The 26,982-nt window shown below is 60.7% G+C and carries 24 protein-coding genes; 6 read left to right on the top strand and 18 right to left on the bottom strand.

Annotation, left to right across the window (positions count from 1 at the left end):
- Positions 1–12: 12 nt before the first annotated feature.
- The 13 genes from QF043_RS07970 to pap form a co-directional block, all read right to left on the bottom strand.
- Positions 13–972: a DMT family transporter gene (locus tag QF043_RS07970; RefSeq protein WP_307418070.1), complete on the bottom strand. Its 960-nt coding sequence runs from the start codon at positions 970–972 to the stop codon at positions 13–15.
- Between the two features lie 79 nt (positions 973–1,051).
- Positions 1,052–2,008 (bottom strand): fimbrial protein, encoded by a 957-nt coding sequence (locus tag QF043_RS07965; RefSeq protein WP_307418069.1) that lies wholly within the window; start codon positions 2,006–2,008, stop codon positions 1,052–1,054.
- A gap of 92 nt (positions 2,009–2,100) precedes the next feature.
- A complete protein-coding gene (locus tag QF043_RS07960; protein WP_307418068.1) occupies positions 2,101–3,072 on the bottom strand; it encodes a fimbrial protein in 972 nt (323 codons plus the stop codon).
- A gap of 81 nt (positions 3,073–3,153) precedes the next feature.
- Entirely contained in the window at positions 3,154–3,690 is a 537-nt protein-coding gene (locus QF043_RS07955) for a fimbrial protein (RefSeq protein ID WP_307418067.1), read from the bottom strand.
- A gap of 11 nt (positions 3,691–3,701) precedes the next feature.
- A complete protein-coding gene (locus QF043_RS07950; protein WP_307418066.1) occupies positions 3,702–4,181 on the bottom strand; it encodes a fimbrial protein in 480 nt (159 codons plus the stop codon).
- Positions 4,182–4,194: 13 nt separating this feature from the next.
- The gene (locus QF043_RS07945) at positions 4,195–4,689 is read right to left on the bottom strand and encodes a fimbrial protein (RefSeq protein ID WP_307418065.1); all 495 of its coding nucleotides are present in this window, start codon (positions 4,687–4,689) and stop codon (positions 4,195–4,197) included.
- A gap of 10 nt (positions 4,690–4,699) precedes the next feature.
- Positions 4,700–5,284 carry a fimbrial protein gene (locus QF043_RS07940; RefSeq protein WP_307418063.1) on the bottom strand — a complete coding sequence of 195 codons (585 nt, stop codon included), beginning with the start codon at positions 5,282–5,284 and terminating at the stop codon, positions 4,700–4,702.
- A 25-nt stretch (positions 5,285–5,309) separates the two neighbouring features.
- The gene (locus QF043_RS07935) at positions 5,310–6,068 is read right to left on the bottom strand and encodes a fimbria/pilus periplasmic chaperone (protein WP_307418062.1); all 759 of its coding nucleotides are present in this window, start codon (positions 6,066–6,068) and stop codon (positions 5,310–5,312) included.
- A complete protein-coding gene (locus tag QF043_RS07930; protein WP_307418061.1) occupies positions 6,065–8,668 on the bottom strand; it encodes an outer membrane usher protein in 2,604 nt (867 codons plus the stop codon). The genes QF043_RS07935 and QF043_RS07930 overlap by 4 nt, the downstream gene beginning before the upstream one ends.
- A gap of 20 nt (positions 8,669–8,688) precedes the next feature.
- The gene (locus tag QF043_RS07925; RefSeq protein ID WP_307418060.1) at positions 8,689–9,249 is read right to left on the bottom strand and encodes a fimbrial protein; all 561 of its coding nucleotides are present in this window, start codon (positions 9,247–9,249) and stop codon (positions 8,689–8,691) included.
- 52 nt (positions 9,250–9,301) lie between these two features.
- Entirely contained in the window at positions 9,302–9,823 is a 522-nt protein-coding gene (locus QF043_RS07920; protein ID WP_307418059.1) for a fimbrial protein, read from the bottom strand.
- Between the two features lie 494 nt (positions 9,824–10,317).
- Positions 10,318–11,502, bottom strand: a complete 1,185-nt coding sequence (locus QF043_RS07915; protein ID WP_307418058.1) for a thiolase family protein — start codon at positions 11,500–11,502, stop codon at positions 10,318–10,320.
- A gap of 1,352 nt (positions 11,503–12,854) precedes the next feature.
- Positions 12,855–14,369 (bottom strand): polyphosphate:AMP phosphotransferase, encoded by a 1,515-nt coding sequence (gene pap, locus QF043_RS07910; protein WP_307418057.1) that lies wholly within the window; start codon positions 14,367–14,369, stop codon positions 12,855–12,857.
- A gap of 156 nt (positions 14,370–14,525) precedes the next feature.
- Between pap and mnmC the strand changes: the two genes are divergently transcribed.
- The 5 genes from mnmC to QF043_RS07885 all read left to right on the top strand — a co-directional run bounded on the left by mnmC (position 14,526) and on the right by QF043_RS07885 (position 21,870).
- Positions 14,526–16,523: a bifunctional tRNA (5-methylaminomethyl-2-thiouridine)(34)-methyltransferase MnmD/FAD-dependent 5-carboxymethylaminomethyl-2-thiouridine(34) oxidoreductase MnmC gene (gene mnmC / locus QF043_RS07905; RefSeq protein WP_307418056.1), complete on the top strand. Its 1,998-nt coding sequence runs from the start codon at positions 14,526–14,528 to the stop codon at positions 16,521–16,523.
- 155 nt (positions 16,524–16,678) lie between these two features.
- Complete coding sequence (locus tag QF043_RS07900) at positions 16,679–18,451, top strand: N-acetylglutaminylglutamine amidotransferase (RefSeq protein WP_307418055.1); 1,773 nt, start codon at positions 16,679–16,681, stop codon at positions 18,449–18,451.
- A gap of 3 nt (positions 18,452–18,454) precedes the next feature.
- A complete protein-coding gene (ngg, locus tag QF043_RS07895; protein ID WP_056861134.1) occupies positions 18,455–20,200 on the top strand; it encodes an N-acetylglutaminylglutamine synthetase in 1,746 nt (581 codons plus the stop codon).
- A 167-nt stretch (positions 20,201–20,367) separates the two neighbouring features.
- Positions 20,368–21,552, top strand: a complete 1,185-nt coding sequence (locus QF043_RS07890; RefSeq protein WP_056861133.1) for an osmoprotectant NAGGN system M42 family peptidase — start codon at positions 20,368–20,370, stop codon at positions 21,550–21,552.
- Between the two features lie 90 nt (positions 21,553–21,642).
- Positions 21,643–21,870, top strand: a complete 228-nt coding sequence (locus tag QF043_RS07885) for a YheU family protein (RefSeq protein WP_056861132.1) — start codon at positions 21,643–21,645, stop codon at positions 21,868–21,870.
- 7 nt (positions 21,871–21,877) lie between these two features.
- On the opposite strand, the gene csrA is transcribed toward QF043_RS07885, so the two are convergent.
- Together csrA and QF043_RS07875 are read right to left on the bottom strand one after the other, a co-directional pair.
- Positions 21,878–22,075 (bottom strand): carbon storage regulator CsrA, encoded by a 198-nt coding sequence (gene csrA, locus QF043_RS07880; protein ID WP_056861131.1) that lies wholly within the window; start codon positions 22,073–22,075, stop codon positions 21,878–21,880.
- A 262-nt stretch (positions 22,076–22,337) separates the two neighbouring features.
- Entirely contained in the window at positions 22,338–23,153 is an 816-nt protein-coding gene (locus tag QF043_RS07875) for an SDR family oxidoreductase (RefSeq protein WP_307418053.1), read from the bottom strand.
- A gap of 329 nt (positions 23,154–23,482) precedes the next feature.
- On the opposite strand from QF043_RS07875, the gene QF043_RS07870 reads away from it, so the two are divergent.
- Positions 23,483–23,635 (top strand): DUF3309 family protein, encoded by a 153-nt coding sequence (locus QF043_RS07870; protein ID WP_003236711.1) that lies wholly within the window; start codon positions 23,483–23,485, stop codon positions 23,633–23,635.
- Between the two features lie 53 nt (positions 23,636–23,688).
- Here QF043_RS07870 and QF043_RS07865 read toward each other — a convergent pair whose 3' ends face one another.
- The 3 genes from QF043_RS07865 to QF043_RS07855 all read right to left on the bottom strand — a co-directional run bounded on the left by QF043_RS07865 (position 23,689) and on the right by QF043_RS07855 (position 26,975).
- The gene (locus QF043_RS07865) at positions 23,689–25,776 is read right to left on the bottom strand and encodes an LTA synthase family protein (RefSeq protein WP_307418052.1); all 2,088 of its coding nucleotides are present in this window, start codon (positions 25,774–25,776) and stop codon (positions 23,689–23,691) included.
- Positions 25,777–26,185: 409 nt separating this feature from the next.
- On the bottom strand, positions 26,186–26,377 hold the full coding sequence (locus QF043_RS07860) for a PLDc N-terminal domain-containing protein (RefSeq protein WP_003172956.1): 192 nt from the start codon (positions 26,375–26,377) through the stop codon (positions 26,186–26,188).
- 67 nt (positions 26,378–26,444) lie between these two features.
- Positions 26,445–26,975: a hypothetical protein gene (locus tag QF043_RS07855; RefSeq protein ID WP_307418051.1), complete on the bottom strand. Its 531-nt coding sequence runs from the start codon at positions 26,973–26,975 to the stop codon at positions 26,445–26,447.
- Positions 26,976–26,982 lie beyond the last annotated feature (7 nt).

The raw sequence follows: 26,982 nt of genomic DNA, 5'->3' as shown, positions 1-26,982 counted from the left end.
CCTTTAAGGGTATTAAGAGGACGCCATACGCACCCTTCGCGCCTTGAGCCCGGCGAGCAGCGACGGTGCCAGTGCCACGGTTGCCGAGCCCAGCACCACTACAAATGCCCCGAAATAGCCTATGGCGTTGATCTCTTCAGCCTGCACATAGTCCGGCCACAACCACGCCGCCAACGCCACCGCCACAAACGTCACCAATGGCGTCAGCGCCAGGGTCGCACTGACCCGCGACGCTTCCCAATGCGCCAGCGCCTCGGCAAACGCGCCATACGCCACCAATGTGTTCATGCAGCAGGCCAATAGCAACCAGCCTTGCAGCGGGCTCAATTGCAACGCCTCCAGCGGATGCGCCCACGGCGTAAGCAACAGCGCGCACGAGAGATAGATCACCATCATCACCTGCAACGAATTCCACACGGTCAGCAATTGCTTCTGGCCCAGGGCGTAGAACACCCAGATGGTGGTCGCCAGCAGGATCGTCAGCACGCCGGCCGTGTAGGTGCCCATGGAGGTCAGCAGCTCGGCCAGGCGCTGGTTGAAAAACAGACCAAAGCCCAGGATCAGCACCACCAGCCCCATGCCCTGCCCCAGGCTGAAACGCTCCTTGAACACGAACACACTGGCGATCATCAAAAAGATCGGCCCCATCTGCACCACCAGTTGTGCGGTGCCGGGGCTGAGCATTTTCAGGCCCACCAGGTACAACACGTAGTTGCCCACCAGCCCGCACACGGCCATCGCCACCAGCCAGCCACCCTTGGGGCCCAGCACCTTGCGACTCGGCAAGCGTTTGCTCAGCGCCAGGTAGATAAACAGGCAACTGCCGGCCACCACCAGCCGAAACCAGGTGACAGTGACCGGGTCCATCACCTGCAACACTTGTTTGAGCTTGATCGGCAGAATGCCCCAGAGCAGCGCGGTCAGCAGGGTCAGGAGAAAACCATAGACCCAGCGGCCCGAAGAAATGTGCATGAGTGCCCCAAAAAACCAGAGGTGGAGGAGCGGGCATTCTAGGGCGATGCACTGTGCTTTGGGTATCGATGATTGTGTGTCAGGGCACGCCCATCACCAGTACACCGCTGCCACTAATAGCCCCTGGAGTCGGCAGGGAGCCACTGCGCCGTACCAGCGAAAACGTCACATCGTCGCCGCCCACGCTGTTGGTGATGCGGGTGAGGAATGAACCGTTTACCGGCACCGCGGTTCCCGCGCGCACCATGGCCGTGCCCACGTCCGGATTACTCATCATCAGCAGACGCGTGTCGAATCCTGTTCGGGTGCCTTTGTAGGTGATCGTGATCGGCGTGTTGATCCCGCCGTCCGGGCATGAGTAAGTGAGCCTGCGGTTGCTGACGACGGTCGATGTGAGTGGGTCAGTGCCGATTGCGCGCTGGTGCACAGTGCCAAAGTTGATCTCGATCGGGTTGTTATTGTTGATCGTGCAGGTAGAGGGGGAGACGGTAAAGTTATTAGCCGCGGTGTAAGTGACGGTGAGCTGCGGTCGGGTGCCGTCGTAGTTGTTCGAACTGGTGAGGCGCAACAGACCCAGGTTGTCGCCGATGCGAACATCGAACGGATTGGACGGGTAGTTACGCAGCAAAATATAGGGCGTGACATTGATCGGGTAAAAGACCCCGTTGTTGGGGATGTTCGCGATCCCGATGCCGGACGGCACCGGTGTATTTAGGAAAATTCCGTTGATGCGCAAGCCGGTGCCTTCGCCAGCAAATTTTGGACCGGGAGTCCAGGCCGTACCTGCAGCGCTTCCACTGGTCCAGAAGTCCGTATGCCAAGCGGGGCCGCCACTGTAGGTAAATCGGCATTCCAGCCTTGCACCTTCGAGCATGAGCCGCGTGCGATCTGCAGCCAAGGTGACCGTCACCGGCACCTGCAGGTTCGGGTTGCCGTTCTGCCAAGGCCCGCCGTTAACACGGCAGTCGACGGCATGTGCGGTTGTGGTAAAACCCGCCAGAGCGAGAAGCGCCAAGGCGCCATAGAGTCGTTTCATTTTATTTCTCTTTATTCTTGTACCCAGGCGCCGCCCGAGAAACAGTCAGGAGTATCGAGATTTGTAGGGTTGGCTTTTGGCGGGCTTGGGCCTTATGGCACACCCATCACCAGCACACCGCTGCCGCTTATGGCGCCTGCGGCCGGTAAGGAGCCATTGCGGCGCACCAGCGAAAACGTCACATCGTCGCCGCCCACGCTGTTGGTGATGCGGGTGAGGAATGAACCGTTTACCGGCACCGCGGTTCCCGCGCGCACCATGGCCGTGCCCACGTCCGGATTACTCATCGTCAGCAAGCGTGCGTCGAACGCCGAACGGGTGCCTTTGTAGGTGATGGTGATCGGCGTGTTGATGCCGCCGTCCGGGCACGAGTAGGTGAGCCTACGGTTGCTGACGATGGAGGTTGTGAGCGGGTCAGTGCCGATTGCGCGCTGATTCACCGTGCCGAAGTTAATCTCGATGGGGTTGTTATTGTTGATGGTGCAGGTGGATGGGGAAATAGAGAAGTTGTTGGCGGCCGTGTACGTAAGCGCGAGCGTTGAGCTGCCGGAGTTATAGTTATTTGTCTGGTCTAGATTTAACCTTCCGAGGACGTCGCCTAATCGAACGTCGATAGGATTGGTCGGATTGTTGCGCACCAAAATATAAGGTGTGACATCGACCGGCACGCCGATGCCGTTATTAGGCATGGTCGTCGTTCGGATACCATTCGGGACTGGGGTATTTTGATAGCTGCCGTTGATGCGTAAGCCGGTGCCTTGACTGGTGAACTTCGGGCCTGGCACCCAGGCCGGCCCCACTCTTGCCGACGTAGCCCAGTAGTCCGTATACCAAGGCTGGCTACCGCCAAAACCCGAGAATCGGCACTCTAACCTTGCCCCTTCGAGCAGGATACGCGTTCTGTCTGCGCTCAGTTGAACCGTAACGGGAACTTGCAGGTTTAACGTCCCACCTGCACCTACAAATATCCAGGACCCGCCATTTACACGACAATCAGTTGCACTCGCAGCCGTAGTGATTCCGATCAGCACAAGAAGCACAAGAGCTCCATAGCGTTGTTTCATTTTTTGATCTCTCGCGGCTTATATCTACCTGAATGTGCCCACTGGGCACTCGCGGCTCACGTCATCAAGAGGACGTAGCCGCTACGGATAGTCCAACGTAAAAGTAGAGGTCACCGTGTACGCACCGTGCCCAATGGTTTGCTCGCGGATAGCCGTCGGCTCGCCTTTCACGTAAGCCTTGAGTTCGATCACATTGCTGCCATCGCTCAGTACCTGTTCATCGCTGACGGCATTCAAGGGCAATGGCTTATCGTTTAATGTCTCGATACCGACGCCAATCCCAGAGGCGCCACTGCCACCGTCCAGCGCGAGCAAACCCGGAAGTTCGCCATTTTCGGCACCGCCGAAGGTGATGGTCACGGTGTTGCCAATGGTGGTGTCACACTCCTCAAGGTGCAGTTGGAAGCGCTTGCCCACCGTTCGCGTGTTGATATAAAGGTGCTTGCTGGTGACGTCCCAAAGTTCCAGCGCGATGGCCTCATCGCCCGGGCGGATGGTGCAGGCCTCTTCCACCAGGTTGCCCTTGAACATCAGGTTGTCCGCGCCGTGCCCCAGAGGGATCAGGCCGAAGGTGAGCAGCAGCGCCAGCCCGCCCTTATGCACAATTTGGTCTCGCATCGACTCAACTCCTACTGGTATTCAGCCAACAACGTGGCCACGGCCGTAAACCGCGCGGGGGTCAGAATTGCACCGGGCTGTTGCACGGGTACCACCTCCAATGTCGGCGGTGACGACAGGGTGATGTCCAGCGGTGTATTGAGTGGAAACGGCAGGTTGTTCTGAAAAATCCGAATGCCCAGCGCCGGCACGCTGGTCTGCACCGCTGCACCGTCAAACGACGAGGCTGTGCCGTTCACGCTCAATTTGAGCTCCCACGGCAACGTGTCGGTGCCACAGTTGATGGCGTAACCGACACCTCGGCGGTATTTCACACCATCGATGCGCTTTACCCCCACATCGCCAAAATCCACCTCAATGGTGTTGCCGCTGTCGATCGTGCACGGCGGCGGTTCATTCAGCGTGCCGCTGAAGGTCAAGTTGGCCGACGCACCACTGCAAAGGCCGATGGAACACACGGTGAGCAACACACGTTGCTGCCAAAATGTCATTGAGCATTCCTCGTCATTGGTAATCGACCACCAGGGTGGCGGCGGCATCAAATGCCCCGCCGGTCAGCTTGCTGCCCACGCGTTTGACAGGCACCGCCTGTACCGCCGGGAAGTTGGGATAGGTAAAATTCACCGCTGTGTTCAACGGCCAGTCAGCGCCATTGACGAACAGCTTGACCCCCAGGTCGGCCTTGCGGGTCGACAGCACGCGGCTGTCAAACCCGGCGCCGGTGCCCTTGAGTTCCAGGGTCAGAGCGTTACTGAACGGCGAGTCACAGGTGACGGTATAGGGCACGTCACGCCGGTAATTAACCCCGTCTACCCGTGACGTCTGCAGGTCATTGCCAAACGGCACGTCCAGGGTTGCGCCACTGTTAATCACGCAAGGCGGCGGCGCGATGATGACCGCGCGGATGATCAGGCTGGTATCGGCCTGCACACCTTGGCCGGCAGCCCACAGCAAGCCGCCACCGAAAAGAATGGCCCACGGGCCGAATGATTTAGCCATCGCTCTGCCCTTACTCATAGTTGAGCCTGAATTGCACCACGGCCTTGAATGCCCCACTGGTCAACGGCGCCGAGGTGCGCGTAGGTCGAACACGCCAGGTCTGGGTGTTGCGGCCTACGGGCAAAAACAAGGGCTGGCCCCTTGAACCCAACTGTACGTCCCGGCCCAAAGCGTCGGTCAATTGCAGGCCCATCCCGGTGATGCCTTGCACTTTGACCAGCCGTGGGTCATCGGCATCGGCCGGCGCATCAAAGGTTACCGACAGCACCGGTTGGTAGGCACTCCATGTCAGGTTTCCCGTGCGTTCGTTGCGCACACGGCCGGCAGTGCGAAGGCAATCGGTAAACCGCAGCTGAAATGCCTTGGCCGTCGCCTGGTCGCCGGGGCGTTGCAATTGGCTGCTCGACACGTCGTCCAGGTCAACCGTCTGATGCAGTGAGGTCATATCCAGGCTGCAAGGCGACTCATGCATAGAGCCGAGCACATTCAACATCCCACTCATTCCTTCGATATCTTCGTCGTCCTCGGCGGCGTGAACGCCCGCCGCCAAGACCCATAACAGGCCGCCCAAGACCTTCACACGTTGCGACTTCATGATGTTCTCCAGCAGCTGGCATTACTCAATTAGGCGATGAGGCCTGCACGTTCACGTTGCACGTGTCACCCGTGCAGGTGAACGCCAAGAGCGGACGCCCGCCGTAATCATTCACATAGGCCAGGTAAGGGGTTGAACCCAGTGCCTTGGCGGAGGGCCCCAGGGTCAACGACTCCTTGGGCGCAATCATCAGGGGCGCAAAGCCCTCCACGGTTTTGCCCTCCTTGCTGCTGCGCGCATCCACCAGGGTCACGTAGTAAGGCGTCGGGTTGTGCACCCGGTACTGGTCGCCTTCGCGGGTCAGGGTGAGTTTCTGCTGCCAGGGGTTGGACAGGTCCTGCTGGCTCGGCGTAATGGCTTGCGGCCGGTAGAACAATTTGATCCGGGTCTGCAAGGCAATTTGCAGGGTGTTGGACTTGTCGCTGCGCGGCGGAATTTCCCGCAGGTTGAAGTAGTAGACCGTCTCCCGGTCCTGGGGCAGCGACTTGGCTGCCGGCAGTGCCTGGACTTTCACCTGGCTTTGTTTGCCAGGCTCCAAGCGTTGAACCGGTGGCAGCACGATCAACGGCGAGGTGATTTTTTGACCCGCCTCGTCCTCGATCCAGCCCTGGGCCAGATACGGCAATTGGGTATTGTTGTTGGTGATATTCACGCTGGTGGCATCTTTGCCGCCATCAAAAATCACGCGGGTACGGTCCAGGCCGACTGCGGCGTTGGTGCTCTGGCTCAGGGCCAGGACCAGCAGTGCCAAGGCCTGGGAGGTGATGCGTGGATTGAGCTTCATGAGGATGTGTTCTCCGTATCGGTGGGCTGGCCGGTCAGTACGGCGGGGTCAGCCAAGGATGGGTCTGTGGCTACCAGCTGGCAGCGCAGTTGCAGGGCGTCGGTCAAACCATCCGCAGGCAACGTGGCCGGCAGCGTGAGCAGGCAGCGTTCGTCACCGCCCCAGCTGACGACCATCTGCTCGCCGGCTCGAATACCGCTCAGGTAGACGTTGCCGCCGTCGTTCACAATCCCGGTGTCCTGTTGCTTGAGGTTCTTCACCGTCGCGCCGAAAGGCGGCAGGCTGCCATCCGGCAGGCGCACAACGGCCATGGCCTTGTCACCGGCGATCACAGCCAGCGAGCGGTAGCCGATCGCGCCTTCGGTGAGGGTCAATTGCGTGACCGATTGAGTGGCTTCGACGTTGCTGGGCAAGCGCTCCAGATCAACACTGGCCGCTGTGCGCTGGTAGCTGCTGATGTCGGAGATCACCGCCTTGCCGAATACGTTACTGCGGGTCGGTGAGCCATAACCACGCACAGGCACGTCGGGTACGCCACCGGTGTCGATCATCAGGCGAGTGCCGCCGGTGCTGGTCGTACGATGGAGTGCGCCACCGTAGGGTGTGAGCGTGCCGCCGCCACGTGCCGACAGGCCGACGCTGCTGTAGCCGCCCTCCTGGGTGCTGGCGCTCAGGTCGATATCGGCCTGGTCGCCCATATGGCTCAAGTAACCACTGGCGGACGAGTCGCTGGCACTGAGCTGGTAGCTGTTGCGCTCATCCAGGCGATCGCTGTAGCGCGTCGCGAAGTTGTTCCGGCCGGCAGTCCGGTTGGCGTCCATCGACAGTGTGCCGGTGCGCCCCAATGGCAGGCTGACCGTCAGCGCCATGCCATTGTCTTTGTAGTTGTATTCCTCGGTGCGGTACATGTTCAGGGACAGGCTCATGTTCTTGACCGTGCCCACATTGAAGTAGCGTGACAGCGACAGGTTCCAGCGCTGGGTGTCCGGCCGATCCCAATAGGTTTGCTTGTTGTAGCTGGCGTAGACGGTGGCGCCCAGGTCACGAAACTGCTTGTTGACGGTGACCGTATACAGCGCCTTGCTGCCGCCAATCGGCTTCCAGCCTTCATTGGGGTCGCGGTAGTCCCCACGCCCGCCGAGTTCGCCGTTCAACCCGTAATGCCGGGCGTCCAGGTACTCGCTCATGCTCAGGAAGTTCTTCTCGGAAAACCGGTAACCGGCGAAGGTCACCTGGCTGTCGTACTCTTCGAAGTTCTTGGAGTATTGAAGGCGGTAGGATTTGCCCGAGAGCGTCTGGTCCCACACCTGGGCGTGCGACTGCGTCACATCCAGCGAAACGGCGCCGAACGCCAGCAAATCCCGACCTGCCCCGACCGATAACGCCCGGTAGTTGTTATCGGTCATACCGCCACCGAACAACGACCAGCCATTGCTGATACCCCAGGAAAACTCGCCGGTCCCGAAAACATTGCCATTCGAGCCGTTCTGCAGATTGGACGGCCGGCCCGTCGCCAGCTTGTAGCGAACCTGCCCTGGGCGTGTCAGGTACGGCACGCCGGCGGTGTCCATCTGGAAGCTGTGCACCGAACCATCCTGCTCTTCCACCCGCACATCCAGCTTGCCCGTGACCGCGTCCTGCAGATCCTGGATGCGAAACGGGCCGGCTGCGACCAGGGTTTCATAGAGCACGCGCCCCTGCTGGCTGATGATGACCTTGGCATTGGTCTTGGCCACCCCGACCACTTCCGGCGCGTAGCCACGCAAGTTGGGCGGCAACTGGCTTTCATCCGAATTAAGCGCGGCACCGGTGAAGCGGAAGCTGTCAAACAGGTCCGAATACAGGTAATTCTCGCCCACCACCAAACGCGCCTTCAGCGCAGGAATGGCGCGGTACGCGTAGTAGCGGCTCCACTCAAGCTTCTGCGGCCCGGCCGCTTCCTGCCGGCCACGTTCGACACGCCCTTGCCAGTCGGCCCGCAAGCGCCAGGCGCCGGCGTTGGCCCCCACAGTGCCATTGCCACTGAGGTTATTGCGGTTGCCATCGCCGCGCTGGTAGTTGGACTGCGCCGTAAGGCTATAGTCGACCAGCAACCCCGGTACACCTTCATCCCAGCGCGAAGGCGGGTCCCAGTTGATGGCGTTGTACTCAAAGTACGCCTGGGGCAAGTTGATACTCAGCGTGGAGGTGGCCAGGTCTCCACTGACTTCCATGCCTGGCAAACTTTGAATATCCAGACACTCGCCGCCCTTCCACCATGCCAGCTTGTCGGCATCGGAGACTTTCAGGCTTAACTGTTCCACCAGGCTGCGCGACAAACACGCCTGACTGCCTTTGGGGTCTTTGTCCGGTGGGTAGAACGCCACTGCCTGTTCAGGAATAGGCTGGCCATTGACTTGCACCACCATCGTGTAAGTACCCGGCAAAATAAACCCGCTGCGGGCAAATTGAGACAAGTCAATATTGCTGCGATCAATCAGGTCGAGCACATCCGTATTAAACTCGACATCCCCGGCGCCCAGTGCTGTTCCTGCCAGAGACATCAACCCGCCAAACAGGCTAGGGCGCAGCGTATTTTTGAACTTCGCTGTATTCAACATGAACGCCTGTCCATCACTATTCAAAAGTATTCCAACTTGAACCGCACGGCGGCGGTATGAGCGCCCACGACCAACGGCAGTCCGTTACCGACCAGATAAAATCTGTAGTTGAGTGTCATGTCGCCCTCCGACAGAGGGGTCGGCGCCATCCGCTGCCCGGGAATACTCTCCTCGCCGGCAGCGTCCACAATGTGCAGCGCAACCCCCTGTGAGGCACCCGACACAGCGAACGAAAGCCCTGCCCGGTCGGTTGCTCCGTCAAACGTCACCCGCATGTGCTCCCAGTCAGGCAGGGTCGCCCCTGGGCGCGACGGGTCCGGGCGAGTCAGCGTGCAATTGACCAGGCGCAGCTGGAAGGGGTGGTCTTCGCCGCGTGTATTGCGTAGCAGCCGGCCTACCGGCTCCGGTGGCATCTCGATGGTCTGATCGATACTGCCCAGTTCCAGCCCACAGGCTGAGTCAACGACCTCTCCTCCGAGCACCACGACGCCATCACCCTGCGAAGCCGCCTGGGCGAACCCACCGGGGTTGATGAATGTCGTCAATGAAGAGGCGAGTGCGAGGCGTATGAATGTATTCACCTGGTTCTCCCGTCAGCGTCCCCCCGCCACACAAGGTGGCGGGGAGCAAAACTTACTGATAAGCCAAGGTGAAGTTGGTGACGGCGCTGAAATCGCCCGGGATGATCGGGTCGGTGGCGGCGCCTTGCACGTAGGCACCGAACTCCAGGGTGTTATTACCGGTGGCGATGGCCTGCGGGGTAGTAGGCTTGCCCAGCTCAACCAGGGCACCGCCGTGAGTCATCATGATGCCCACGCCGCCTGCACCACCGACCGTACCGATCGCACCAGGCACAGCGCTGGAAGGTGCGCCGGTAAAGGTGGTGGTCACGGTGTTATCGGTCAAGCCGGACAGGTCGCAGCCTTCCAGTTCAATCAGCACAGGGCGCGCCTCAGACTTGCCGCCCGATTCCAGTTGGTGTTTGGCAATCGCCCCCAGGCGAACAGTCTGGTCCACAGAGTCAGGCTTGATAGAGCAAGCACCCGAGTGCACCGACCCCAGAAACGTAACCGTCCCATCCGCTGCCTGCGCAACAGAGATCGAGCCGGCCATCAGACCGATAGACAACAGCGCAGCTTTCATTTTGGTTTTCATGTACAGATTCCCACTTATTCACAAGTGTCATTAAAGAAGCCCGGCCACAGGTCGGTGCAGGGCTGATTAAACGAGCGGTTATAACCCGTGCTGTTAAGCCGATGATTCCTGAGTTGTTTTCCAATTAGTTGTATTGCAATTCAGGGATCAGCTCAACGCCAGGCAATTCTCCACTTCACACTTGAGCAAGTAAGCCATCTATTTCCGCAAACCAAGTAGCCGTGATACGCCACGACGCGCAGGAAAAACATGGCAATTTGCCAAAACTTTAAAAACAGCTGAAGGAAAAAGACTACATGCGGACTAATGAGAATAATTCAAACCAGACCGCATCTGTAAGATGAGGATTACACGCATTAAAAAATAACCGTGTTTACGCCATTAGATCAACTAAACAAACAAGCAAAGCCGTACCTGAGTATTACCAAACAGCGAATGTGCAAAGGGGGAGCACGCTCCCCCTTTATTTGGATAAGGTGCGAACTGTCGGTTGACTAACGCACCGCCTCAAACAATCCGGTCGCGCCCATGCCGCCGCCCACGCACATGGTGACGATGCCGTAGCGCAGGTTACGGCGCTGCAACTCGCGCACCAGGTGCCCTACCTGCCGCGACCCGGTCATGCCGAACGGATGGCCGATGGAGATGGAGCCGCCGTTGACGTTGTACCTGGCGTTGTCGATTTGCAGGCGATTGCGTGCGTAGAGGCACTGGGAAGCAAACGCTTCGTTAAGCTCCCACAGGTCGATATCCGCCACCTGCAAGCCCTTGGCCTTGAGCAGTTTGGGCACCGAGAACACCGGGCCGATGCCCATTTCGTCCGGCTCGCAACCGGCCACGGTAAAACCACGGAAAAACGCCTTGGGCTTGAGCCCCAGTTGCAGGGCTTTTTCCAGGCTCATCACCAAGGTCATCGAAGCGCCATCGGACAACTGCGAGGAGTTGCCCGCTGTCACCGAACCGTCTTCGGCAAACACCGGCTTGAGGCCATTGAGGCTGGCCAGCGTGGTGTCAGGGCGGTTGCAATCGTCGCGGTCGACCACGCCATCGAGTACCTGCACCTGGCCGGTATTTTTGTCTTCGACCTTGTACTGGACCGCCATCGGCACGATTTCATCGTTGAACAAGCCGTCGGCCTGGGCCTGGGCGGTGCGCTGCTGGCTTTGCAGGGCGTACAGGTCCTGGTCTTCGCGACTGACGTTATAGCGGCGCGCGACGATCTCGGCCGTCTGGCCCATGGGGAAGTAAATGCCCGGCACCTGTTCCTCGAGCAGCGGGTTGATCAGGTTGTCGGTGTTGACGCTTTTCATGGTCAAGCTGATGGACTCGACGCCACCGGCAACGATGATATCGCTGCAACCCGAGGCAATCTGGTTGGCCGCAATTGCAATGGCCTGCAAGCCCGAGGAACAGAACCGGTTGAGGGTCATGCCCGCCGTCCCGGTGCCCAGTTGCGAGAGCACCGCCACGTTACGCCCGATGTTGTAGCCCTGGGCGCCTTCGTTGGAGCCGGCACCGACGATGCAATCCTCGACCGTCGCCGGGTCGATGCCATTGCGCGCCAGCAGCGCGTTGACGCAATGGGCTGCCATGTCATCCGGGCGTGTCTGGTTGAACTTGCCACGAAAAGACTTGGCCAGGCCGGTTCGCACGCTGTCGACGATCACTACTTCACGCATGGGCTACCTCGATCTTATTGTTGGGAGATGGACCGAGCATAGATCCGGGCCTGCCCAACGGCGATGATCATTCACCTGGCATATACAAAAGCATGACCCCCTTACTTACCACAGGACTTGAAGACGACGCAGACTGTGGCGAGCGAGCTTGCTCGCGTTGGGCTGCGAAGCGGCCCCAAAACCCGCCGACGAGGTGTGCCTGAAAGAATGCGCTGCCTGGGTCGGGGGCTGCTGCGCAGCCCAACGCAGGACAAGCCTGCTCGCCACAGAAGCCTCGCTCACCACAGAACTTGAAGACGACGCAGACTGTGGCGAGCGAGCTTGCTCGCGTTGGGCTGCGAAGCGGCCCCAAAACCTGCCGACGAGGTGTGCCTGAAAGAACGCGCTGCCTGGGTCGGGGCTGCTGCGCAGCCCAACGCAGGGCAAGCCTGCTCGCCACACAAGCCTCGCTTACCACAGAACTTGAAGGCGACGCAGACTGTGGCGAGCGAGCTTGCTCGCGCTGGGCTGCGAAGCGGCCCCAAAACCTGCCGATGAGGTGTGCCTGAAAGAACGCGCTGCCTGGGTCGGGGGCTGCTGCGCAGCCCAACGCAGGGCAAGCCTGCTCGCCACAGAAGCCTCGCTCACCACAGAACTTGAAAACGACGCAGACTGTGGCGAGCGAGCTTGCTCGCGCTGGGCTGCGAAGCGGCCCCAAAACCCGCCAATGAGGTCTGCCTGAAAGAACGCGTTGCCTGGATAGGGGGCTGCTGCGCAGCCCAACGCAGGACAAGCCTGCTCGCCACAGAAGCCTCGCTCACCACAGAACTTGAAGACGACGCAGACTGTGGCGAGCGAGCTTGCTCGCGTTGGGCTGCGAAGCGGCCCCAAAACCTGCCGACGAGGTGTGCCTGAAAGAACGCGCTGCCTGGGTCGGGGCTGCTGCGCAGCCCAACGCAGGGCAAGCCTGCTCGCCACACAAGCCTCGCTTACCACAGAACTTGAAGGCGACGCAGACTGTGGCGAGCGAGCTTGCTCGCGTTGGGCTGCGGAGCGGCCCCAAAACCCGCCGATTAGGTCTGCCTGAAAGAATGCACTGCCTGGGTCGGGGGCTGCTGCGCAGCCCAACGCAGGACAAGCCTGCTCGCCACAGAAGCCTCGTGCACCACAGGACTTGAAGGCGGCGCAGACTGTGGCGAGCGAGCTTGCTCGCGTTGGGCTGCGAAGCGGCCCCAAAACCCGCCGATGAGGTCTGCCTGAAAGAACGCGCTGCCTGGATAGGGGGCTGCTGCGCAGCCCAACGCAGGGCAAGCCTGCTCGCCACACAAGCGTCGCTCACCACATGAGCCTCACCACAGGAAGTGCCGCCAGCTTTATTTCTTTTTCTTTTTATCGTGCTTGTCGGTCTTCTCGAACGCCTCTTCCAGCGCGCGGTTGATGGTGCGCAGCACCTTGACCCGCGCCCAGCGTTTGTCGTTGGCTTCCACCAGGGTCCAGGGCGACACCTCGGTGCTGGTGCGGTCGACCATGTCACCCACTGCCGCCCGATAATCGTCCCACTTGTCGCGGTTGCGCCAGTCGTCTTCGGTGATTTTGAAGCGCTTGAAGGGGATTTCCTCACGGGCCTGGAAGCGCTCCAGTTGCGTGTCTTTGTCGATGGCCAGCCAGAACTTGACCACGATCACGCCCGCATCGCGCAGTTGCTCTTCGAAGTCATTGATTTCGCCATAGGCGCGCATCCAGTCCGCCGGGGTGCAGAAGCCTTCGATGCGCTCCACCAACACACGGCCGTACCACGAGCGGTCGAACACGGTGAACATCCCGCGTGCCGGAATCTTCTGCCAAAAGCGCCACAAATACGGCTGGGCGCGCTCGTCCTCACTCGGCGCGGCGATCGGCACGATATGGTACTGGCGCGGATCCAGCGCCGCCGCCACCCGGCGGATCGCCCCGCCCTTGCCTGCCGCATCGTTGCCTTCAAACACGGTGATCAATGCGTGCTTGCGCATGCGCTTGTCGCGCATCAGGCCGGAGAAGCGCGCCTGCTCGGTAATCAGCTGTTCTTCGTAATCGTCTTTGTCCAGGCGCAGGGTCAGGTCGAGGCTGTCGAGCAGGCTCTTCTTGTCCACCGAGGCAATCAACGGCGCCGGGTTCATGCCGCTGGCCTTGCCCTTGGGCAGCTTCAAGGCGTTTTGCAGGCTTTCGAGCAGGATCTTGCCCACCGTGAGGCTGCGGTAATGCGCATCCACGCCTTCGATCACATGCCAGGGCGCGTAATCGCGGCTGGTGCGGCGCAGGATACGCTCGCCGAAATGCACAAACTTGTCGTAGGTTTCGGACTGCTGCCAGTCCAGCGGGCTGATGCGCCAACTGTGCAGCGGGTCGTCGGCCAGCGCCTTGAGGCGTGCCTTCATCTGTTTTTTCGACAAGTGAAACCAGAACTTGAAAATCAGCGCGCCTTCATCACAGAGCATCTTTTCCAGGCGCTCGGCACCGGCGATGGCCTGGTCCAGGCGCGCGTCCTTGATCTGGTCATGCACGCGGCTTTGCAGCATCTGGCTGTACCAGTTGCCGAAAAAGATGCCCATGCGGCCCTTGGCCGGCAGCTGACGCCAATAGCGCCACGCCGGTGGCCGTGCCAGTTCTTCGTCAGTCTGCTGGTCGAAGGTGCGCACCTCGATCAGGCGCGGGTCCATCCATTCATTGAGCAGCTTGACGGTTTCGCCCTTGCCCGCGCCCTCGATGCCATTGATCAGGATGATCACCGGGAAGCGCTTCTGCTGTTGCAGTTCGTACTGCACTTCCAGCAAGGCTTCACGCAGGGCCGGCACTTCGGCCTCATAGGTGTCTTTGTCGATGGCGTGACCGATTTCCGCAGATTCGAACATGGGCAGCTCCATTTCAAGATGGCTCAAGACTAGCGGATTGGGCAACAACACGCGGCAGGAAATTCAACCCGCGCTTGCCGTGGGTCAATTCATTACCGGTTGATCGGCTAGAATGGCCGCCGTGCCTTTGCCCGCCGTTATTTTTATGAGCCGCCCATGACCCCCATCACCTACGCCCAGCTCGACTGGGATGACCAAGGCCGCCCGCACTCGCGGGTGTTCGACGACGTGTATTTTTCCGACAAGTCGGGCCTTGAAGAAACCCGTTATGTGTTCCTTGAACAGAACCGTTTGCAGGAGCGCTTTGCCGCCTTGCCGGTGAATGGGCGGTTGGTGATCGGTGAAACCGGGTTTGGTACGGGGCTGAATTTCCTGTGCGCCTGGCAACTGTTCGAACAACACGCGGTGGCAGGGGCGCGCCTGCATTTTGTCAGCGTGGAGAAATACCCGCTGAGCCACACCGACCTGCAGCGCGCCCTCGCCCTCTGGCCCGAGCTGCAGCCTTTTGCAGAACAACTGCTGGCGCAGTACATCGCCATCCACCCAGGCTTCCAGCGCCTGGTGCTGGATAACGGCCGCGTGACCCTGACGCTGCTGATCGGCGACGCCCTGGAGCAATTGCCGCAACTGGATGCGCAGGTGGACGCGTGGTTTCTCGACGGCTTTGCCCCGGCGAAAAACCCCGACATGTGGACCGCCGAGCTGTTTGCCGAACTGGCGCGCCTGGCGGCGCCGGGCTCGACCATCAGCACCTTCACCAGCACCGGCTGGGTACGTCGGCTGATCAATGCCGCCGGGTTCAAAATGAAACGCACGCCGGGCATCGGCCATAAATGGGAAATCCTGCGCGGCGAGTTTCTCGGTTGGCCCGACGATACGCCACCGCCGGCCACACCCAAACCCTGGTTTGCGCGCCCGGCAGTCGTGGACGGCGAGCGCCATGCCATGGTCATCGGCGGCGGCCTGGCCGGTTGCGCCACTGCCGCCAGCCTGGCCGCCCGGGGTTGGCGCGTCAGCCTGCTGGACCGTCACGCCGCGCTGGCCCAGGAAGCCTCGGGCAACCCGCAGGGCGTGCTGTACCTCAAGCTGTCGGCGCATGGCACAGCGCTGTCGCAACTGATACTCAGCGGTTTCGGCCATACCCGGCGCCTGCTGGAGCACTTGCAGCGAGGCGTTGACTGGGACGGTTGCGGCGTCCTGCAACTGGCGTTTGACGCCAAGGAAGCCCAACGCCAGGCGCAACTGGCCGAGGCCTTTGCACCGGATCTGTTGCACGTACTGAACCAGGAACAGGCCCAACAACAGGCCGGCATCGCATTGGCCCAGGGCGGGCTGTTTTTCCCGGAAGGTGGCTGGGTGCATCCACCGGCGCTGTGCCAATGGCAAGCAGCGCATCCGCTGATCAAGGTGCTCACCCATCACGAGGCGCTGGAGCTGCACCGCGTCGACGACCAATGGCAAGCCCGTGACGGCGACGACGTACTGGCCAGCGCCAGCGTGGTAGTGCTGGCCGGTGCAGCCGAAATCAAGCGCTTCCCCCTCAGTGCGGACTTGCCGCTCAAGCGTATTCGCGGGCAGATCACGCGTTTGACGCAAACCCCGGCGAGTGCGGCATTGGCCACCGTGGTGTGCGCAGAAGGTTATGTGGCACCGGCGCGCCTTGGCGAACACACCCTGGGCGCCAGTTTTGATTTCAACAATGAAGACCTCACGCCCACCCTCGCCGAGCACACCGGCAACCTCGAGATGCTGCGCGAGATTTCCGAAGACCTGCTGCTGCGCCTTGGCGCTGACTCACTGAACGCCGAACACTTGGAAGGCCGCGCCGCATTTCGTTGTACCAGCCCTGACTACCTGCCAATCGTCGGCCCCTTGGCCGATAGCGCTGCGTTCCAACAGGCTTACGCCGCACTGCGCAAAGACGCCCGGCAACTCCCGGATACGCCCTGCCCGTGGTTGCCGGGCCTGTATATCAACAGCGGCCACGGTTCACGCGGGCTGATCACCGCGCCACTGTGCGGCGAACTGCTGGCCGCGTGGTTGAGCGACGAACCGCTGCCGGTACCGGCCAGCGTGGCGCAAGCCTGCCACCCGAACCGCTTTGCATTGCGTGCGCTGGTGCGAGGAAAACCCGCGACACGCCGATCACCATGAAGGAAAAAATAACGCCGTTACGAGCATCGCGGCTATTTGCCTTATAACTTATCGGTCTAAAACTCCACGCATAGCACTGGGTCAGTTTCTGGGTACGCGCCCTGTCGGGCGTATTGAGTATTGCCCTCCCCAACGGAAAAACCGGTAAGGAATTTATGTGTGGATTAGCTGGCGAGTTACGCTTTGATCATCAACCTGCCGACCTGGCAGCCGTGGAACGCATCACCCATCACCTTGCGCCCCGAGGCCCAGACGCCTGGGGCTTCCATGCCCAAGGGCCGATTGCCCTGGGCCACCGCCGCCTGAAAATCATGGACCTGTCGGACGGCTCCGCCCAACCGATGGTCGACGCCCAGTTGGGGCTGTCCCTGGCGTTCAATGGTGCAATTTATAATTTCCCGGAATTGCGTGAAGAGCTGGAAGCCCTGGGCTACGCCTTCTATTCCGGCGGTGACACCGAAGTGCTGCTCAAGGGCTATCACGCCTGGGGCGAAGCCTTGCTGCCCAAGCTCAATGGCATGTTTGCCTTTGCCATCTGGGAGCGTGACGCCCAGCGCCTGTTTATCGCCCGTGACCGTCTGGGCGTGAAGCCGCTGTACCTGTCGCGCACCGGCCAGCGCCTGCGTTTTGCCTCAGCGCTGCCGGCACTGCTCAAGGGCGGCGATATCAACCCGATTCTTGACCCGGTCGCACTCAACCACTACCTCAACTTCCATGCCGTGGTGCCTGCACCGCGCACCTTGCTGGCAGGCATCGAAAAACTGCCGCCGGCAAGCTGGATGCGCATCGACGCCAACGGCGACACCGAGCAGAAAACCTGGTGGACGCTGCCCTACGGCCCGCACGAGGATGAGAAAAACCTCAGCCTCGAAGACTGGACCGACCGCGTGCTCGACAGCACCCGCGAAGCCGTGGCGATCCGCCAACGTGCCGCCGTGGATGTCGGCGTGCTGCTCTCCGGCGGTGTCGATTCGAGCATGCTCGTGGGCCTGCTGCGTGAAGTCGGCGTGCAGGACTTGTCGACCTTCTCCATCGGCTTTGAAGATGCCGGCGGCGAGGCTGGCAACGAGTTTCAATACTCGGACCTGATCGCCAAGCACTACGGCACCCGTCACCACCAATTGCGCATCGCCGAAAGCGAAATCATCGAGCAACTGCCGGCAGCCTTCCGCGCCATGAGCGAGCCGATGGTCAGCCATGACTGCATCGCCTTCTACCTGCTATCGCGGGAAGTGGCCAAGCATTGCAAAGTGGTGCAGAGCGGCCAGGGCGCCGACGAGTTGTTCGCCGGCTACCACTGGTACCCGCAGGTGGACGGCGCCAGCGACCCGTATGCCGCCTACCGCGACGCTTTTTTTGACCGCAGCTACGACGACTACGCCGCCACCGTCGCGCCCAAATGGCTGACCGCCAATGACGCCGCCGGCGACTTTGTGCGCGAACATTTTGCTATGCCAGGCGCCGATGCCGCCGTGGACAAGGCCTTGCGCCTGGACAGCACCGTGATGCTGGTGGACGACCCGGTCAAACGTGTCGACAACATGACCATGGCCTGGGGCCTGGAGGCGCGCACGCCGTTCCTGGACTATCGCCTGGTGGAACTGTCGGCCCGCGTGCCGGGCAAATTCAAATTGCCCGATGGCGGCAAGCAGGTGCTCAAAGAAGCCGCGCGCCGAGTCATCCCCAGCGAAGTCATCGACCGCAAAAAAGGCTACTTCCCGGTGCCGGGCCTCAAGCATTTGCAAGGCGACACCTTGAACTGGGTGCGCGATTTGCTGATGGACCCAAGCCAGGATCGCGGCCTGTTCAACCCGGCCATGCTCGACCGCCTGCTGACCGACCCGCAAGGCCAACTGACGCCGCTGCGCGGCTCCAAACTGTGGCAACTGGCGGCGCTGAACCTGTGGCTCAGCGAACAAGGAATCTGATTGATGAAACCTCTTGCAGCGGCTTACAGCCAACGCTTGCTCAAGGGCCAGGCGCCGACTTACGAACGCCTGCAGGCGCGCCTGGCCGAAGACGGCAGCCCACTGGCCGCCGAGCCGATCGCCGTGCATTGCGGCTGGGGCCGATTGTTGATCGGGCACACCTTCCCCGACCCGGCCAGCCTGGCGCAGGAACTGCTCAATGAGCAGGCGGGCGAGCGCGACATTGCGCTGTACGTGGCAGCGCCCCAGCAGATCCTCGGGATTGACCCGCAGCAATTGTTCCTCGACCCCTCCGACACCTTGCGCCTGTGGTTCAGCGATTACCGCCCCGCTACCCGGGTATTTCGCGGCTTTCGCATTCGCCGGGTGCAGAGCGAGGCCGATTGGCAGGCGGTCAACCAGCTGTATCAAGGCCGTGGCATGCTGCCCGTCGACGCCGAGCGCCTGACACCCCGCCACCAAGGCGGCCCGGTGTATTGGCTGGCCGAGGATGAAGACAGTGGCGCGGTGATCGGCAGCGTGATGGGCCTGAACCATCAAAAAGCCTTCCACGACCCGGAAAACGGTTGCAGTCTGTGGTGCCTGGCGGTCGACCCGCAATGCACGCGCCCAGGCGTGGGTGAGGTGCTGGTGCGCCACTTGGTGGAGCACTTTATGAGCCGTGGCCTGAGCTACCTTGACCTGTCGGTGCTGCACGATAACCGTCAGGCCAAGAGCCTCTACGCCAAGCTCGGTTTCCGGGCGCTGACCACCTTTGCGATCAAGCGCAAGAACGGCATCAACCAGCCGCTGTTTCTCGGCCCCGGCCCGCAGGCAGGCTTTAACCCGTATGCACGCATCATTGTCGAAGAAGCCCATCGACGTGGCATTGATGTGCAAGTCGATGACGCCGACGCCGGCCTGTTCACCCTCAGCCACGGCGGGCGCCGTGTGCGTTGCCGCGAGTCGTTGAGCGACCTGACCAGCGCCATCAGCATGACCCTGTGCCAGGACAAGAGCCTGACCCACAAGGTGCTCAGTGCGGCAGGTTTGAAGTTGCCGTCACAACAATTGGCCGGCAGCGCCGACGACAACCTGGAGTTTCTCGATGAGCATCAGCGCATCGTGGTCAAGCCGCTGGATGGCGAGCAAGGCCAGGGCGTGGCAGTGGATCTGCAGACCATCGAGGAGGTGCAAAAAGCCATCGAGACCGCGCGTCAATTTGACAGCCGTGTGCTGCTCGAAAGCTTCCACGAAGGCCTCGACCTGCGCATCCTGGTGATCGGTTTTGAGGTGGTTGCCGCTGCGATTCGGCGGCCTGCCGAGGTCACCGGTGATGGTCAGCATTCTATCGGTGCCTTGATCGAAGCCCAGAGCCGTCGCCGCCAGGCGGCCACCGACGGCGAAAGCAAAATCCCGCTGGACGCCGAAACCCAACGCACGCTGCACGCCGCCGGTTATGACTACAGCAGCATTTTGCCCCGTGGCCAAACCTTGGCGGTGCGCCGTACCGCCAACCTGCATACCGGCGGCTGCCTGGAAGATGTCACCGCGATTCTGCACCCGACCCTGGTGGACGCCGCCGTGCGTGCCGCCCGTGCACTGGACATTCCCATGGTCGGCCTGGACCTGATGGTGCCCGCCGCCGACCAACCCGAGTACGTGTTTATCGAAGCCAACGAACGCGCCGGGCTGGCTAATCACGAACCGCAACCGACAGCGGAGAAGTTTGTGGATCTGTTGTTTCCGCACAGTCAGCCGACCGCCTGACAACCCGTGGCGAGGGAGCTTGCTCCCGCTGGGCTGCGAAGCAGCCCTGAAACCTGCCACTGCGCTTTAACTGAAAGAACAGGGTGAATTGACTGGGGCTGCTGCGCAGCCCAGCGGGAGTAAGCTCCCTCGCCACAAAAAGCGCCCTCAACTCATCAGGAGTTTCCATGACCCGAACCATCCCCGAACCGGATCTCAACTACCTGCAAAAAGTGCTGCTGGAAATGCTCGCCATTCCCAGCCCCACCGGGTTTACCGACACCATCGTGCGCTATGTCGCCGAGCGCCTGGAAGAACTTGGCATTCCCTTTGAAATGACCCGGCGCGGCACCATCCGCGCCACCCTCAAGGGCCAGAAAAACAGCCCCGACCGCGCCGTCTCCGCGCACCTGGACACCATCGGCGCCGCCGTGCGTGCGATCAAGGACAACGGCCGCCTGACGCTCGCTCCGGTGGGCTGCTGGTCCAGCCGTTTTGCCGAAGGCAGCCGCGTCAGCCTGTTTACCGACAACGGCGTAATCCGTGGCAGCGTGTTGCCGCTGATGGCCTCCGGGCATGCGTTCAATACCGCCGTGGATGAAATGCCGGTGAGCTGGGACCACGTGGAATTACGCTTGGACGCCTACTGCGCGACCCGCGCCGATTGCGACTCGTTAGGCATCAGCATCGGTGACTATGTAGCGTTCGACCCACTGCCCGAGTTCACCGAGAGTGGGCATATCAGCGCCCGCCACCTGGACGATAAAGCCGGTGTGGCCGCCCTGCTCGCCGCACTCAAGGCCATTGTCGACAGCGGCGAACCATTATTGATCGACTGCCACCCGCTGTTCACCATCACCGAAGAAACCGGCAGTGGCGCGGCGGCCGCCCTGCCCTGGGATGTCAGTGAATTTGTCGGCATCGACATCGCCCCGGTCGCGCCCGGCCAGCATTCCAGCGAACACGCCGTGAGTGTGGCCATGCAGGATTCCGGCGGGCCATATGACTATCACCTGTCCCGTCACCTGCTGCGCCTGGCCTCGGAGAATGAATTGCCGGTGCGTCGCGATCTGTTTCGCTATTACTTCAGCGACGCCCACTCGGCGGTCACCGCCGGCCATGACATTCGCACCGCGCTGCTGGCGTTTGGCTGCGATGCAACCCATGGCTATGAGCGCACGCACATTGACAGCCTGGCCGCGCTCAGCCGCTTGTTGAGCGCGTACATCCTCAGCCCGCCGGTATTCGCCAGCGACGCACAACCGGCCCAGGGTTCGCTGGACCGGTTCAGTCATCAGATCGAGCACGAAACGCAAATGGAGAGCGACACCCGCGTGCCGTCGGTGGACAGCCTGGTCGGTCAGAAGTCCTGACACCGGCAACTACGGGTAACTGATGGTAACTGCTGGTAACAAGGGCCCCCGGCGCAGTAGCATCGCCGGGTTCCCACCTCCGAGGCTTGTATGCTGATTCCCTACGACGCACTTGAAGTCGACACCCTGACCCGCCTCATCGAAGACTTCGTCACCCGCGACGGCACCGACAACGGCGACGACACGCCCCTGGAAACCCGGGTACTGCGCGTGCGCCATGCGTTGACCAAGGGCCAGGCCCTGATTGTGTTTGACCCGGAAAGCGAGCAATGCCAGTTGATGCTCAAGCACGACGTGCCCAAGCATCTGTTTGACTGAGCAGGTGTCAGCGGTTGGGTACGGCGTGGGTTTCTGCGGCCTGGCGTTCGAGGATCTTCTGATACACCTCGGCCCGATGGACATTCACACCCGCCGGGGCGGCGATGCCGAATTTCACTTGAGTACCGTTGAGTTCGAGAATGTGCAGGGCGATGTCATCGCCGATGGAGATGATTTCGCCTACAGCGCGGCTTAAAACCAGCATGGCGGTTGTCCTTTTGGAGTGACAGGACCTTGACCATGCGTGATTGGATTTGGCGCAGCAATGGCTTGCGGTAAAATCAGGCGAGGCCTACGCAGACCGGTAATTTTGCTGACAGACAAGCCCCCATAAACAACCTGTGGCGAGGGAGCTTGCTCCCGCTGGACTGCGCAGCAGTCCCACTCCTTTGAAGCAAAAGGCGGGGGCCGCTTCGCAGCCCAGCGGGAGCAAGCTCCCTCGCCACAGTGACAGCACCTGCCCTGACTTAGCCTTTAGTTGCCTGCGCCTTGGCGCGCATCTTGTCGGCCATCGACGTCATCTCGTCATACAGCAACTGCGGGTTCTTTTGCTTCAACGCCCACGCCATACGCCCCTGCTCGTGGGGCAAAATCATGAACTCCCCTTCCGCCACCCGCTGATAAATGTAATCGGCAATATCCGCCGCCGAAATCGGTGAGCTCTCCAGCAACTTGCCGACCTGGGCCTTCATCGCAGGCGTTGGCCCACGGAATGAATCCAGCAGGTTGGTCTGGAAAAACGACGGGCACACCACATGCACACCGACTTCCTGCTGCTTGAGTTCCACCAGTAAACTCTCCGACAACGCCACCACGCCAGCCTTGGCCACGTTGTAGTTGCTCATCGCCGGCCCCTGCATCAGCGCAGCCATCGAGGCGATGTTGATAATCCGGCCCTTGCTCTTTTCCAGCAGCGGCAGGAACGCCTTGCAGCCCTTGACCACGCCCATCAAGTTGATCGCAATTTGCCAGTCCCAATCTTCCAGGGACAACTCGGCAAAGAACCCACCCGAGGCGACACCCGCATTGTTGACGATCACATCAATGCCGCCCAGCTTCACTTCACATGCCTGGGCAAAGGCGGTGAGCTGGCTGTAGTCACGCACGTCGCAGCGCTGGATAAAACCATCGCCACCGGCCTCGCGTACCAACTTGAGGGTTTCCTGCAAGCCGGGCTCGCTGACGTCCGACAAGGCCAACTGCCAACCCTCGCGCGCCCAGCGCAGCGCGATTTCGCGACCCAGGCCAGACCCGGCACCAGTGATCATCATGCGATTTTGCATAGGTAAGCAGCCTTGTAGTTCACGGAAGAAGTGATCGGCAGTGTAGCGAAGGTTTTTCCTGCACCCACGCACCATCCAATTGATGAATGCCTCAGGCAAACCGCCGACCGGGTAGCAGCGCGGCTTATAGCGTAAGTTCAATCTTTTTCAACTAAGTGCACGGCATTGCGAACGCATTAAAAGAAATAAGCCTGTTTGCGAAATGCTTTAAGAAACTATGGAATTTTCTGCACAACAGCGCAGTCGGAGTTATTAAGGCGTCCGTAAATAAACCCACGGGCCTGTCGATAAACAACCGGTCTTTTCAGAAGGCCCACAAGGAAAAAAACATGAGCCTGATTCTGATCATTATCCTGATCCTGCTGCTGGTCGGCGGCCTGCCGGTGTTCCCGCACTCGCGTAACTGGGGCTATGGCCCGTCGGGTATTCTCGGTGTGGTGCTGGTGGTGCTGGTGGTGCTGTTGTTGCTCGGCCGGATATAAAATCCGGACAAAAAAAGAGGCCTCTGGAAGGCCTCTTTTTTATGCCCGGATTATTAGTCCGGCTTGCCGTCGATCACACCGGCGGTGTTATCCAACAGGCTCTTGGTGGCCGTCTGCAGGAACGACTCAAGTTTCTGCTTCAGCGCGGCTTCGTCCGGCGATTCAGGAATCACCTTACCGGTCGGGTTAGCGCCCAGCTCGTATTCCCACAGTTTCGGCGGCATCTCTTTAGGCAGTACCAGGATGCGGTCCGCAGTGACCAGGGCGACGGTCTGGTCGCTGCCCGACGGCTTGATCACGCCAAAGCCCTTGTCGCCTTCCGGCAGGTTCAGCAGGTCGCGGCCCCAGCACTGGTGCAAGGTGTCGCCACCGAGGCGGCCCATGATGGTCGGCACGATGTCGATCTGGGTGCCCACGGTGTGGTCACGCTCGCCGAACTTTTCCTGCATACCCGGTGCAATCATCAGCATCGGTACGTTGAAGCGGCCCAGGTCCATCTCGGTGATCTGCTGTTCATTACCAAAACCGTGGTCACCCACGATCACGAACAGGGTTTCCTTGAAGTACGGCTCTTTACGCGCCTTTTCAAAGAACTGGCCCAGGGCCCAGTCGGAGTAACGCATGGCCGTCAAATGCTCGTTGAGGCTGCCACGGTCGGTGACTTTTTCGACCGGCAATGGCGTCGGCAACGCATACGGCGTGTGGTTGGACAGGGTTTGCAGCAGGGCGTAGAACGGCTTGCCGCCTTCGCGGGCCTTCAACTCTTCCAGGCCACGGTTGAACATGTCCTGGTCGGACACGCCCCACGTCGGGTCGGAGAACACCGGGTTAACGAAGTCATTGCGCCCGATAAAGTTGGTCATGCCCTGGTTGCTGAAGAAACCCGACTGGTTGTCCCAGGCGAAATCGCCGTTGTAGACATACACGTCGTCAAATTTGCGCGCGCTGAGCAACTGCGGCAGGCCCGACAGCTTGTGACTGCCTTCCGGGGTCTGCATCAGGTATTCGAAGCCCGGCAGGTTCGGGAAGCACGCCATGGTGGCGAACATGCCCTGGTGGGTGTGGGTGCCGTTGGAGAAGAAACGGTCGAACAGCAAACCTTCCTTGGACAGTTTGTCGAAGTACGGCGTGATATTGCCCGGGCGACCCAGTGCGCCGACCGAGTGACCGGCGAAGCTTTCCATCAGGATCACCACGACGTTCTTGATCGGCAGGGTTTTCTCGGCCGGTGGCGTGTAGTCACGGCGCACGGCGGCGGTGTCGGTATCCACCAGTTTCTCTTGCGGCAACACCAGCATGTCGCGCACGGTCTGGGTGGCCAGCGGTTGGTCCAGCGTGGCTTTCCAGATATTCGAGCGCTCTTCGGAGAAGCGCGACTTGGCCGCAGCGATCAACGACAGCGTGCCGTTCAAGCCCAACTGGTTGGCGAAGTTGGAGTCGGTGGTGTAGACATCACCCCAACGCAGCGGCGGGCCCTGGCGCAGGGTGCCACGGATGGCGACCACGGCGATCAGCAGGCACACCACAAACACCGCAATGCGGCTGTACCACGGCGCCACCTGGCGAGTGCCGACGGTGCCGCCGCTGAACGGGCCACGTGGGCGCGTCGCGCGGTCGGCGCCCTTGAAAGCGATGCTCAGGATCAGCGTGCCCACGGCCCAGGCCAGCAGGTAGCGCACCACCGGGAAACCGTACCAGAGCATGCTCATCACGGTTTTCGGGTCTTCCTTCACGTACTGGAACACCAGGCCGTTGAGGCGCTGGTGGAATTCGCGGTAGAAGTCCATCTCCATCAGGCCCAGGAACAGGGCAATGCTGGACACCACGGTCAGCCAAAAACGGAAGAACCCACGCGCCGCCATGGCCCGTACGCTGAACAACGCCAGCAGCAGCGGAACCAGTGCATACATCACAAAGCGGATATCGAAGCGCGTGCCGTTGACGAAGGCTTCGAGGAAGGTCGAGGCCGGCGTGTCGAGGATCATCTCGCGGTTGTAGACCAGCAGCGCCAGGCGCAGCAGGGAGAACATCACCATCATGACCAGCGCGCAAAGCAGCGTGTATGCCAGATGGGATTTGACGGTCGGTTGCAGCAAGCGATTAGAAGCTCGCTGCTGACTCAGGGCGTCCGGGTTTGCCATGTCGTTTCTAGGACCCATTGGAAGTTTAAGTTTCGAAATAATGCAGTGGCGTCCGACCCTCGCCCAGGCTGGCTGGGGTAGGCGGTTAACGCGGTGGCGCAAATGGTGCCCGATCAACGGCATCAACGCTATTAATTACTGAACGTGCGCCCGGGACCTGCCTTTAATGGCACCCGAGTTAGAGCCTTGGCAGAGCCGTAAAACCGCCGAATTGTCTTGGAAAAGATGTGAAAATTGTGTGCAGCGAATAGTTTCGACACACAAAACCCTGAGTATGCTGAAAACCAATGTGGGAGCGGGCTTGCCCGCGATTGCAGTGTGTCAGTCAAAACATCTGATACTGATACACCGCCATCGCGGGCAAGCCCGCTCCCACAGGGAGGGTGCTCACTTCAAATTAAGTGAACGATCAGATCCGCACGTTACCGCGCGGCCCGGCAATCGCCCAGATGATCAGGCCCAGAACCGGCAGCAACAGGATCAGCAGGATCCACAGCACTTTAGCGCCGGTGCTGGCGCCACTTTTGAACACGTTGATGATCGCCCAGATATCCAGCGCCAGGATGATCAGGCCGATAAGACCGTTGAAAGTGGAACCCATGGTGTCGCTCCTAAGTGAGGGCATGCACTTGTAGGATAGTCAGCCCTGGCAGGGGTTCCGTTTTATTTCAGACGTGGACGGCGACTTTCAAGGCTTCCAGGGACGGCTCGGCCTTGATCCCGACTTCGGCGCACAGTTGCAGCACGCGCGGCAGGTCATTGCCATACACCAGCACCGCCTGGATCTCGTCATCAAGCAATTGGCTGAAGTTAAGCAGCACATAGCCACCATCCTCTGGGCTCAACGCGCTCATCTGGATCTGAATGCGATTCAGCGCTACGAGGTCCTCGGTCTTGGCCAACTGCTTGGGCTTGAGGTTGAACGCCACGCCGGGGCCGAACGAGGCGACGATCTGTGCGAACAGATCGCCATAGGTGTCGGCCTGGAACAGCACCGTGTCCGGCAGGCTGCCAACGACTACCCACTCACCCAACGGGATAGGGAAAGTGTCGTCGTAGTTGATATCCGGGTTCGCCGTCAGAAACGCCGCCGGGTCCGCATAGGCCTGGGCGGCTTCTGTGGCGATGCGTACCACCTCTTCCTCGCCCATGACGCCGGCACTGATTTTACTGATAAGTTCGACGAGGGCGGTGTGCATGGGAAGG

The sequence above is a fragment of the Pseudomonas sp. W3I7 genome (assembly GCF_030816095.1).
GTDB lineage: Bacteria > Pseudomonadota > Gammaproteobacteria > Pseudomonadales > Pseudomonadaceae > Aquipseudomonas > Aquipseudomonas salomonii.
The sequence above is the reverse complement of the archived record's forward strand: the minus strand, read 5'-3'. Positions and strand labels throughout refer to the sequence as shown.

Bases quoted from the DNA above. Each gene is read 5' to 3' on its own strand.
- QF043_RS07970 (WP_307418070.1), bottom strand. From the start codon at position 972: ATGCACATTTCTTCGGGCCGCTGGGTCTATGGTTTTCTCCTGACCCTG.
- QF043_RS07965 (WP_307418069.1), bottom strand. From the start codon at position 2,008: ATGAAACGACTCTATGGCGCCTTGGCGCTTCTCGCTCTGGCGGGTTTT.
- QF043_RS07960 (WP_307418068.1), bottom strand. From the start codon at position 3,072: ATGAAACAACGCTATGGAGCTCTTGTGCTTCTTGTGCTGATCGGAATC.
- QF043_RS07955 (WP_307418067.1), bottom strand. From the start codon at position 3,690: ATGCGAGACCAAATTGTGCATAAGGGCGGGCTGGCGCTGCTGCTCACC.
- QF043_RS07950 (WP_307418066.1), bottom strand. From the start codon at position 4,181: ATGACATTTTGGCAGCAACGTGTGTTGCTCACCGTGTGTTCCATCGGC.
- QF043_RS07945 (WP_307418065.1), bottom strand. From the start codon at position 4,689: ATGGCTAAATCATTCGGCCCGTGGGCCATTCTTTTCGGTGGCGGCTTG.
- QF043_RS07940 (WP_307418063.1), bottom strand. From the start codon at position 5,284: ATGAAGTCGCAACGTGTGAAGGTCTTGGGCGGCCTGTTATGGGTCTTG.
- QF043_RS07935 (WP_307418062.1), bottom strand. From the start codon at position 6,068: ATGAAGCTCAATCCACGCATCACCTCCCAGGCCTTGGCACTGCTGGTC.
- QF043_RS07930 (WP_307418061.1), bottom strand. From the start codon at position 8,668: ATGTTGAATACAGCGAAGTTCAAAAATACGCTGCGCCCTAGCCTGTTT.
- QF043_RS07920 (WP_307418059.1), bottom strand. From the start codon at position 9,823: ATGAAAACCAAAATGAAAGCTGCGCTGTTGTCTATCGGTCTGATGGCC.
- QF043_RS07915 (WP_307418058.1), bottom strand. From the start codon at position 11,502: ATGCGTGAAGTAGTGATCGTCGACAGCGTGCGAACCGGCCTGGCCAAG.
- pap (WP_307418057.1), bottom strand. From the start codon at position 14,369: ATGTTCGAATCTGCGGAAATCGGTCACGCCATCGACAAAGACACCTAT.
- mnmC (WP_307418056.1), top strand. From the start codon at position 14,526: ATGACCCCCATCACCTACGCCCAGCTCGACTGGGATGACCAAGGCCGC.
- QF043_RS07900 (WP_307418055.1), top strand. From the start codon at position 16,679: ATGTGTGGATTAGCTGGCGAGTTACGCTTTGATCATCAACCTGCCGAC.
- ngg (WP_056861134.1), top strand. From the start codon at position 18,455: ATGAAACCTCTTGCAGCGGCTTACAGCCAACGCTTGCTCAAGGGCCAG.
- QF043_RS07890 (WP_056861133.1), top strand. From the start codon at position 20,368: ATGACCCGAACCATCCCCGAACCGGATCTCAACTACCTGCAAAAAGTG.
- QF043_RS07885 (WP_056861132.1), top strand. From the start codon at position 21,643: ATGCTGATTCCCTACGACGCACTTGAAGTCGACACCCTGACCCGCCTC.
- csrA (WP_056861131.1), bottom strand. From the start codon at position 22,075: ATGCTGGTTTTAAGCCGCGCTGTAGGCGAAATCATCTCCATCGGCGAT.
- QF043_RS07875 (WP_307418053.1), bottom strand. From the start codon at position 23,153: ATGCAAAATCGCATGATGATCACTGGTGCCGGGTCTGGCCTGGGTCGC.
- QF043_RS07870 (WP_003236711.1), top strand. From the start codon at position 23,483: ATGAGCCTGATTCTGATCATTATCCTGATCCTGCTGCTGGTCGGCGGC.
- QF043_RS07865 (WP_307418052.1), bottom strand. From the start codon at position 25,776: ATGGCAAACCCGGACGCCCTGAGTCAGCAGCGAGCTTCTAATCGCTTG.
- QF043_RS07860 (WP_003172956.1), bottom strand. From the start codon at position 26,377: ATGGGTTCCACTTTCAACGGTCTTATCGGCCTGATCATCCTGGCGCTG.
- QF043_RS07855 (WP_307418051.1), bottom strand. From the start codon at position 26,975: ATGCACACCGCCCTCGTCGAACTTATCAGTAAAATCAGTGCCGGCGTC.